The 8,566-nt window shown below is 74.0% G+C and carries 8 protein-coding genes and 1 pseudogene; 2 read left to right on the plus strand and 7 right to left on the minus strand.

The genetic code is table 11. The annotated features are described in order from the left end of the window. Positions 1 to 293: 293 nt before the first annotated feature. From FGF04_RS15470 to FGF04_RS41085, 3 genes are all read right to left on the minus strand, one after another. Positions 294 to 710, minus strand: a complete 417-nt coding sequence (locus tag FGF04_RS15470; RefSeq protein ID WP_149511873.1) for an ATP-binding protein — start codon at positions 708 to 710, stop codon at positions 294 to 296. A gap of 341 nt (positions 711 to 1,051) precedes the next feature. Beyond that, complete coding sequence (locus tag FGF04_RS15475; RefSeq protein ID WP_149511874.1) at positions 1,052 to 2,434, minus strand: metallophosphoesterase; 1,383 nt, start codon at positions 2,432 to 2,434, stop codon at positions 1,052 to 1,054. Between the two features lie 75 nt (positions 2,435 to 2,509). Then, the gene (locus tag FGF04_RS41085) at positions 2,510 to 2,758 is read right to left on the minus strand and encodes an SCO4848 family membrane protein (RefSeq protein ID WP_149511875.1); all 249 of its coding nucleotides are present in this window, start codon (positions 2,756 to 2,758) and stop codon (positions 2,510 to 2,512) included. Positions 2,759 to 2,849: 91 nt separating this feature from the next. On the opposite strand from FGF04_RS41085, the gene FGF04_RS15485 reads away from it, so the two are divergent. After that, entirely contained in the window at positions 2,850 to 4,163 is a 1,314-nt protein-coding gene (locus FGF04_RS15485; protein WP_328596323.1) for a D-alanyl-D-alanine carboxypeptidase family protein, read from the plus strand. Here the strand turns inward: FGF04_RS15485 and FGF04_RS15490 are convergent. The 4 genes from FGF04_RS15490 to FGF04_RS15505 all read right to left on the minus strand — a co-directional run bounded on the left by FGF04_RS15490 (position 4,117) and on the right by FGF04_RS15505 (position 7,058). Beyond that, positions 4,117 to 5,067 (minus strand): YihY/virulence factor BrkB family protein, encoded by a 951-nt coding sequence (locus FGF04_RS15490; RefSeq protein WP_149511877.1) that lies wholly within the window; start codon positions 5,065 to 5,067, stop codon positions 4,117 to 4,119. The two genes, FGF04_RS15485 and FGF04_RS15490, sit on opposite strands and share 47 nt — an antisense overlap. Continuing rightward, positions 5,055 to 5,495, minus strand: coding sequence for a GtrA family protein (locus FGF04_RS15495; RefSeq protein WP_188114126.1), 441 nt, complete (start codon positions 5,493 to 5,495; stop codon positions 5,055 to 5,057). The genes FGF04_RS15490 and FGF04_RS15495 overlap by 13 nt, the downstream gene beginning before the upstream one ends. 74 nt (positions 5,496 to 5,569) lie before the next feature. Beyond that, positions 5,570 to 6,508, minus strand: a complete 939-nt coding sequence (locus FGF04_RS15500; protein WP_149511878.1) for a decaprenyl-phosphate phosphoribosyltransferase — start codon at positions 6,506 to 6,508, stop codon at positions 5,570 to 5,572. Further along, complete coding sequence (locus FGF04_RS15505; RefSeq protein WP_149511879.1) at positions 6,501 to 7,058, minus strand: phosphatase PAP2 family protein; 558 nt, start codon at positions 7,056 to 7,058, stop codon at positions 6,501 to 6,503. Before FGF04_RS15505 ends, FGF04_RS15500 begins: the two co-directional genes overlap by 8 nt. A 132-nt stretch (positions 7,059 to 7,190) precedes the next feature. On the opposite strand from FGF04_RS15505, the pseudogene FGF04_RS15510 reads away from it, so the two are divergent. Further along, a pseudogene (locus FGF04_RS15510) lies at positions 7,191 to 8,542 on the plus strand (FAD-binding protein). Positions 8,543 to 8,566 lie beyond the last annotated feature (24 nt).

Raw genomic sequence — 8,566 nt, forward strand, 5'->3', positions numbered from 1 at the left:
CGCACAGTGCGGCCCGGCGGGGGCCGTTCGCGCAGTTCCCCGCGCCCCTGGGAACGACGGGTCGAATGTCGGGTGACCGGTCGGTGGGGGTTGCTCGCGCAGTTCCCCGCGCCCCTGAAAGACGGGGCTGCGCCCCGGTCTTTCGCTTTTAGGGGCGCGGGGAACTGCGCGAACGGCCCCCACCGGCCCGCAGGGCACCACGCACCCGGTTTTTCAGGGGCGCGGGGAACTGCGCGACAAGCCCCCGCCGGCCCGCAGGGAACCACACACCCGACCCCCGCCGGGGCGCGGCGTCACGGGACGGTCGGGGCCGGGACCAGGGCCCAGATCGTTTTGCCGTTTCGGCCCCGGCTCCAGACGCCCCACGCCGTCGTCAGGCTCTCCACCAGCCGGAGCCCCCGCCCGGACTCCTCCTCCGGATCCGCGTGCCGAGCCGACCGCAGCCGCGGCTGCGCCGGACTCTCGTCGGAGACCTCGATCAGGCAGGACCCGTCCGCCAGCGTGGTCACCGCCACCTCGAACTCCCGCTCCAGCAGCGGCGCGTGCCGCACCGCGTTCGTCGCGAGTTCGGACACGAGCAGCACCACGTCCTCGAACGCCTGCTCCCCCGCCCGGTGCCCCCAGTCCGCGAGGTGGTCGCGGACCCGGCGCCGCGCGAGTCCGACGGACGCCGGGTGCCGGGGCAGTCGGAACGAGTTGCGTCTCAACACGTTTGCTCCTCACCCACAGCACGCCGCCGTCACATGATGCTGCGTGATCGGGGCCCGGTGCGTCACTCCCGCAATTGCAACCCTGCGTGAACGCGTCAAGCCGTCAACCATCCGCTCCCGGCCGGGCTCCACAACCGGAAGCCCCACCGCCGTCCGCCGGGCCGGCCCGGCTCCCGCGTCCCCGCAGCTCAGCGCGCGGCTCGCGCACCGCCGCGGCGGGACGGCCCGCGCCTCCCGCGCGGCGGTCCGCCGGCCGGTGTGAAGGTCCCCCGCCCTACGACGCCGTACGGCCCGCCGCCGACTGACCTGAATCAGCCGGTCGCCGGGCCCCGGACCCCGGCTCAGGCCTGCTTGGAGGCCAGCTCCACGACGGTGATGTCGGACGGCGCCCCCACCCTGGTGGGCGGCCCCCACGCACCGGCGCCCCGCGACACGTACAGCTGCGTGTCCCCGTAGCGCTCCAGGCCGGCGAGGGTCGGGTTGGCGAGGTCCGCGATGAGGTTGCCGGGCCACAGCTGCCCGCCGTGGGTGTGCCCGGAGAGCTGGAGGTCCACCCCGTGGTCCACGGCGTCGTGGATCTGCACCGGCTGGTGGGCGAGCAGCACGCACGTGCGGTCGCGGTCCCGGTCGCCGAGGGCCTTCACGAAGTCGGGGCCCTGCCCCTCGTCCTCCCCCGCCACGTCGTTGACGCCGGCGAGGTCGAAGTGGGGCAGCTCGGTGCGGGCGTTCTCCAGCGGCCGCAGCCCCAGGTCGCGTACGCGCGCGACCCACTCCTCGGCGCCGGAGAAGTACTCGTGGTTGCCGGTGACGAAGAACGAGCCGTGCCGGGCCTTCAGCTGCGCCAGCGGCGCGGCGGCCGGGCCGAGGTCCTTCACGCTGCCGTCGACGAGGTCGCCCACGACCGCGATCAGGTCGGGCTGCGTGGAGTTGATCGTGTCGACGACCTTCTGGGCGAAGCCGCGCCCCAGCACCGGCCCGAGGTGGATGTCGCTGACGACGGCGATGCGGTACCCGTGGGCGGAGCGCGGGAGCTTGGCCAGCGGCACGGTGACCCGCTTCACCTTCGGCCCGCTCAGCACGCCGTACGTCCCGTACCCCACGGTGCCCACGGCGGCGGCCGCGGCGGCCCCGCCGACGACCCGCGAGACGAACAGCCGACGGGAGGGACCGACGGAGGCGTCCCCCGGCCCGGTTCCGGCGGGGGCGGGCGCCGCCTCACCGGCCTGCTCGCCCTCGTCGACCCGCTCGTCCTCACCGGCCCGCTCGCCCCCGGCGGGCTTCGTCCCGGCGGATCCGCCGGCTCCCCGGGCCGACGCCCCCGCCGGTACGGCGGACACGGACCCGGGTATCCCGGCCGGCCCGGCCGGACCCGCCGGCTCCGCCGCGGGGACGGCGGGCGCCGCGGACGCCGCGCGCCGTTCCAGCGCCCTGCGCAGCAGCGGACGCACCGCCTCGCCGACCAGCAGCGCCAGCAGTACGTAGATCATCAGGGCCATCCACAGGAAGCCCGGCCAGGCCAGCACCTGCTGCAGGCGGAACGGCGCGCCCGTCCGCTCGGCCACGAGCGCCGTGGCCATCAGGACGGGCCCCGCCACCAGCGCGGCCGTGCCCACCCGCCGGGCGGTCCCGGACCGTGCGGTCGTGTCGCGCACCAGGCGACGCCACAGGTACCAGTGGAGTCCGCCGAGCACGGCGAGGACCAGGACCACGAACACGATGACCACGCGAGGGCTCTCCCGTTAAGACATGGGGCGTTGTGACGTACGGCGTTGTGACGTACGGAGTCATGACGTACGGCGTTATGACGACGGTGTGCGGCGCAGGGCGCGGACGCCGCGCAACCCGATGCCCCCGACGACCGTCCCCAAGACAAAGGAGACGACGGCGAGCGTCAGGTGCACCCAGAAGTACCCGGTCGGATCGCCGGCGTCGTCGAAGGCGAGCCCGCTGCCGTCCTTCCACAGGTTCTTGACGAAAGTGATCCAGATGACCCAGCTCCACACCCCGAAGGCGAGCAGGAACCAGGAGACGGGACGGCTGAGCTTCATGGGTTCAGTATCGCCGCCCCGGAACGGGACCGATGTCCGGGGTGGGGAGGCCCGCGGGACATCCCAGGCGGCGCCCTGTACGTTTCCGACCGTGCCCGCCTTGAAAAAGACCGCCGAATCAACCTTGTTGGCCACTTCCGCCACGCTGTTGTCGTTCTCCCTCGCCCTCACGGCGACCGTCGCCGCACCCGCCGTGGCCGCGGACGAGAAGCCGTCCCCGTCCGCGAGCCCGACGGCCACCCCGCCCCCGGGCATGTCGAAGGTGGGCGGCGCCCAGCTCGGCCTGGCCGGGACCCAGGCGAACCTCGGCCCCGGCGCGCCGGTCCTGCCGAAGGATCTGAGCGCCCGGTCCTGGATCGTCGCGGACGCCGAGTCCGGTGACGTGCTGGCCGCGCACAACGCGCACTGGCGGCTGCCCCCGGCGAGCACCCTGAAGATGCTGTTCGCCGACACGCTGCTCGAGAGGTTCCCCAAGACGCAGACCCACCGGGTCGTGCCGTCCGACCTGGCGGGCATCGGCCCGGGCTCCAGCATGGTGGGCGTCAAGGAGGACGAGACGTACACGGTCCACGACCTGTGGCTCGGCGTCTTCCTGCAGTCCGGCAACGACGCCGTGCACGTCCTGTCCGCGATGAACGGGGGCGTGGACCGGACCGTCGCGGACATGAACGCGCGCGCAGAGGAACTGCAGGCGCTCGACACGAACGTGGTCAGCCCGGACGGCTACGACGAGAAGGGCCAGGTGTCCTCGGCGTACGACCTGACGCTGTTCGCCATGTCGGGGCTGCGGAACGCGGACTTCCGCGAGTACTGCTCGACGGTGCGCGCCAAGTTCCCCGGCGAGACCAAGAAGAACAAGAAGGGGAAGACCACCCGCGGCACCTTCGAGATCCACAACACCAACCGGCTGCTGGCGGGCGACTACGGGCTGGACGCCTACCCGGGCATCGCGGGGGTGAAGAACGGCAACACCACCAACGCGGGCGCGACCTTCACCGGGGTCGCCGAGCGCGGCGGCAGGGTGCTGCTCGTCACCGTCATGAACCCGGAGAAGAAGGAGCGCAACCAGGTCTACAAGGAGACCGCGAAGCTCCTCGACTGGGGCTTCAAGGCGTCGGACAAGGTCTCCCCGGTGGGCGAGCTGGTGGCGCCGAAGAGCGCGGACACGGGCGCGAAGCCGGGGGCCGGTGCCTCCGGCGAGGCGGGCGGTTCGGGCGAGGGCGCGAAGGCGGGCAACGGTTCGGACCCGGCCAAGGCCGCCGCGGCGTCGGCGCACACGGACGGTTCGAGCGGTGTCTGGACCGCCCTGGGGATCGCCGGCGGCGCGCTGGTGCTGCTCGCCGCCGGTGTCTTCGTGATCAACCGCCGCTGGCCGCTGCCGGAGCTGATGCGCCGCCGCCGCTGACGTCCGCGTCCGGGGCGGCGTCCGCGGTGCCGTCCGCGATCGCCTGCTCCTCGGGGGTCTTGTGCTGCGTCGCCGTCCAGGCGGCGCAGAAGAGCAGCAGCTTGGACGTGAAGTTGATCCACAGCAGCAGGGCGACGGGCACCCCGAACGCCCCGTACATGCTCTTCGCGGCGACCCCCTGGATGTAGCCGCTGAGCAGCAGTTTCAGCAGCTCGAAGCCGGCGGCGCCGATCAGCGCGGCGACGACCAGGCGGCGCCGCTCCGGCTGGACGCCGGGCAGCAGCGTCAGCAGGTAGAGCAGCAGCAGGAAAGCGGCGAGGACGGCCACCGCGAAGGCGGCCGTCCGCAGCAGCACGCCGCCCCAGCCGCCCTCCTCGATGCCGAGGTGGCGGGTGGTCCAGCCCACCGCGGTCGAGGCCAGCGTGGAGGCGGCGAGCGTGACGAGCGCGGCGCCGCCGAGGCCGAGGAGCACACCGCCGTCCACGAGCTTGCGCAGGATCGGGTTCTCCTCCTCGTCCGGCAGCTCCCAGACCGCGCGCAGGCACTCGCGCATCGAGCCCACCCAGCCGATGCCGGTGAACAGCAGCAGGGCGCCCGCGATGAGGCCGACCGTGCCGGCGTTGTCGACGAGGGCGCCGATGTCGAGCTGCTCGGAGATGCCGGGCACCTGCTCGGCGATCTTGTCCTCCAGCGTGCGCACGCCCTTGTCGTCGAGGGCCGCGGCGGCGATCGCGGCGGCCACCGTGATCAGCGGGAAGAGCGCGAGGAAGCTGATGAAGGTCATCGCCGCCGCGAGCCGCGTCCACTTCACGCGGTCCAGCCGCTCGTAGGAGCGCCAGGCGTGCGTGACCATCAGCCGGGCGATCCACGGGCCCACGCCGGGGAGCTTCTTCAGCCAGTCCATGATCCGACCCTGCCCTCGCCTCGGAAAACCAATGTCCTCGTACCCCAGAAACGCAGGGCGGTAGCGAGGACCATGCCGATTCCCGCCCCGGAGACGGTGTCCGCGCGCGGGGAGGTGAAACCGAGGCCGTGGTGGCTGACGAGGATGCACAGCAGCTGGACCAGGGCGCCCGCGACGTTCACCGCGAGGAAGACGGCCCAGCGGCCCGGGCCGCCGCTCGTGTGCCGGTACGTGCCGAGCGCGTTGCCCGCGTACGCGACCGAGCAGCCCGCCAGGAAGGACAGGGCCTTGGCGGTCAGCGGGTCCAGGCCGGCGGGCCCGCGCAGCCAGAGGAAGAGGGCCAGGTCGGCGGCGTACGCGAGCAGGCCCGCGGCGGCGAAGCCGAGCGCCTCCCGCAGCCGCGGCCGGGTCCGGAGGGCCTCCCGCAGCCGGGGCCGGGTCCGGAAGGCCTGCGTCAGCCGCGACCGGGGCGTACCCCCGGACCGGACACCGTGCGCCCCGCTCACCAGTCGGCCACCGCCAGGGCGTACATCGCGACCCACGCCACGCCGATCACGGCGAGCGCGCGGTCGCGCAGGACGACGTCCTCCGGTTCGCCGGCGGTGCCCCGGTCGGCGAAGACCGCGTACCGCAGGACGGCGAGGATGAAGGCGACCATCGACAGCTGCCGCCAGGGCAGCACGCTGGTGTGCGGCACCCCGCCCTCCTCCAGGGCCCACAGGCAGTAGCCGAGGACGGCGACCCCGGCGGCGAGCTGCCACACGAAGCGCAGGTAGCCGACCGTGTACTCGGTGAGCAGCGCGCGGGTGGCGCCCGCCTTGCCGGCCATCTGGACGGCCTCGGAGTAGCGCTTGGCGGAGACCATGAAGAGCGCGCCGAAGCCGGTCGTGATCAGGAACCAGCGCGACAGCGGGATGCCGAGCGCGAGCCCGCCGATCATGGCCCGCATCAGGAAGCCGGTGGTCACCACGGCGAGGTCGACGACCAGGACGTGCTTGAGGCTCAGGCAGTACGCGAACTGCAGGCCCAGGTAGGCGGTGAGCAGCGCGGAGGTGAACGGCGAGCACAGGAAGGCGGCCGCGGTGGGGGCGACGGCGGCGAGCACGAAGCCCACCGCGTAGGCGACCGGGACGGGCACCTGCCCGGCGGCGACCGGGCGGTGGCGCTTGACCGGGTGGGCGCGGTCGGCATCGGCGTCCCGGGCGTCGTTGACCAGGTAGACGCTCGCGGCGCAGGCGGTGAACAGGACGAAGACGAGGCCGACCTGGATCAGGGCGTGCCGTGAGAAGAGCTCGCCCGCCGCGGCCGGGGCGGCGACGACGAGGACGTTCTTGACCCACTGCTTGGGCCGGGCGGTTCTGAGGAGGCCCTTCAGGAGGCCCCTGCGGGGCGGCGGGGCCTGCTCGGTGCGGGTCCGCTCCAGGAGCGCCGTCTCAGCCATGGTCGCGGCCTCCTGTCATCCGGCGCTCTCCTGTCATCCAGCGGGCACCGAGCCGGGCGGTCACCGCGCCGAGGGCAGCCCCCGCCGCGACGTCCGAGGGGTAGTGGACGCCGACGACCAGCCGGGACAGGCACATCGCGGCGGCCAGCGGGGGCACCGCGCGGGCGCCGAGCGCGCCGAAGGCGACGGCGGCGGCCGTCGCGGAGGTGGCGTGCGAGCTGGGGAAGGAGTGCCGGCCCGCGGTGCGCACCAGCGGTACGACGTGGCCGGGCCGCGGCCGGCGCACGAGCCGCTTCACCCCCATGCTGGCGAGGTGCGCGCCCGCGGTCAGGGCCGTGCCGCGCAGCCAGGCGCGGCGGCGCCGCGGGTCGGCCGCCGCCCCCGCGAGGCCCGCCGCGATCCACAGCGCGCCGTGCTCGCCGGCCAGGGACAGGGTCCGCGCGGCGGCGGCGACCCGCGGGCGGGCGCCGCGCGCGTGGAAGGCCGTGAGGAGGCGGTGGTCCAGGTCGGGACGCTCGTCGTGGTGGTGCGTGTGGTCCGTGGGGTCCATGGGGATCCACTGTTCACGTCGACGCGGCGATAGCACCGGCAATATTGAGCGACATCCCATTAATCACCCATTTCGGGGAGGAAGGGGATGTTGCGGAACTGACCGTAACTTTCGGTGGATACCGTCGTCGCCATGCCTACCGACACGGTTTCCGTCACGGGGTGGGGCCGCACCGCTCCCACCACCGCCCGCCTGGTGCGCCCCCGTTCGTACGACGAGGCCGTGGCCGCCGTCCGGGACTGCGGGGCCCGCGGGGGCATCGCGCGGGGCCTGGGGCGTACGGGGACGCGGCGCAGAACGCGGGCGGGGCCGTGTTCGACATGACGGGCCTGGACCGGATCCACGCGGTCGACGCGGACGGCGGGACGGTGCTGTGCGGCGCCGGCGTCTCGCTGCACCGCCTGATGGAGGTCCTGCTGCCGCTGGGCTGGTTCGTGCCGGTGACCCCGGGGACCCGCTACGTGACGGTCGGCGGGGCGATCGGCGCGGACATCCACGGCAAGAACCACCACGTGTCGGGGTCGTTCGCGCGGCACGTCCTGTCCTTCGAGCTGCTCACCGCGGACGGCGAGATCCGCATGGTGAGCAGCGGGACCCCCCTCTTCGACGCCACCGCAGGCGGCATGGGCCTGACCGGCGTCGTCCTGACGGCCACCGTCCGGCTGCAGCCCGTCGAGACGTCGCTGATGTCCGTCGACACCGAGCGCGCCGCGGACCTGGACGACCTGATGGCCCGCCTCACGGCCACCGACCACCGCTACCGCTACTCCGTCGCCTGGATCGACCTGCTGGCCCGCGGCGCCGCCATGGGGCGCTCGGTGCTCACCCGCGGCGACCACGCCCCCCTGGAGGCGCTGGCCGACGTGCCCCGCGCGCGCCGGGCCCCGCTGGAGTTCCGGCCCGGCCGCCTCCCTGCCGCCCCCTCCTTCGTCCCCGAGGGGCTGCTGGGGCGTACGACGGTGGGCCTGTTCAACGAGCTCTGGTACCGCAAGGCGCCGCGCGCGCGGACCGGTGAGCTGCAGCGGATGTCCACGTTCTTCCACCCGCTCGACGGCGTGCCGCACTGGAACCGCGTCTACGGGCGCGGCGGCTTCGTGCAGTACCAGTTCGCCGTCGGGTACGGGCAGGAGGAGGCCCTGCGCCGGATCGTGCACCGCATCTCGCAGCGCCGCTGCCCCTCCTTCCTCGCCGTGCTGAAGCGGTTCGGCGAGGGCGACCCGGGCTGGCTGTCCTTCCCCGTGCCCGGCTGGACCCTCGCCCTGGACATCCCCGCGAACCTGCCGGGGCTCGGCGCCTTCCTCGACGCGCTGGACGAGGAGGTGGCCGCCGCCGGCGGGCGGGTCTACCTGGCCAAGGACTCCCGGCTGCGGCCCGAGCTGCTCGCGGCGATGTACCCGCGGCTCGGCGACTTCCGGGCGCTGCGCCGGGAGCTGGACCCGCGGTCCGTCTTCACCTCCGACCTGTCCCGGCGCCTCGGCCTCTGACCCGGCCGCCCCGCGCACCCGGCC

The sequence above is a fragment of the Streptomyces apricus genome (genome assembly GCF_008369065.1).
GTDB classification, from domain to species: domain Bacteria; phylum Actinomycetota; class Actinomycetes; order Streptomycetales; family Streptomycetaceae; genus Streptomyces; species Streptomyces apricus.

What these genes read in the sequence shown, in the direction of transcription:
- FGF04_RS41085 (WP_149511875.1), bottom strand. Translation starts at nt 2,758, where the DNA reads ATGAAGCTCAGCCGTCCCGTCTCCTGGTTCCTGCTCGCCTTCGGGGTG.
- FGF04_RS15500 (WP_149511878.1), bottom strand. Translation starts at nt 6,508, where the DNA reads ATGGCTGAGACGGCGCTCCTGGAGCGGACCCGCACCGAGCAGGCCCCG.
- FGF04_RS15505 (WP_149511879.1), bottom strand. Translation starts at nt 7,058, where the DNA reads ATGGACCCCACGGACCACACGCACCACCACGACGAGCGTCCCGACCTG.
- FGF04_RS15490 (WP_149511877.1), bottom strand. Translation starts at nt 5,067, where the DNA reads ATGGACTGGCTGAAGAAGCTCCCCGGCGTGGGCCCGTGGATCGCCCGG.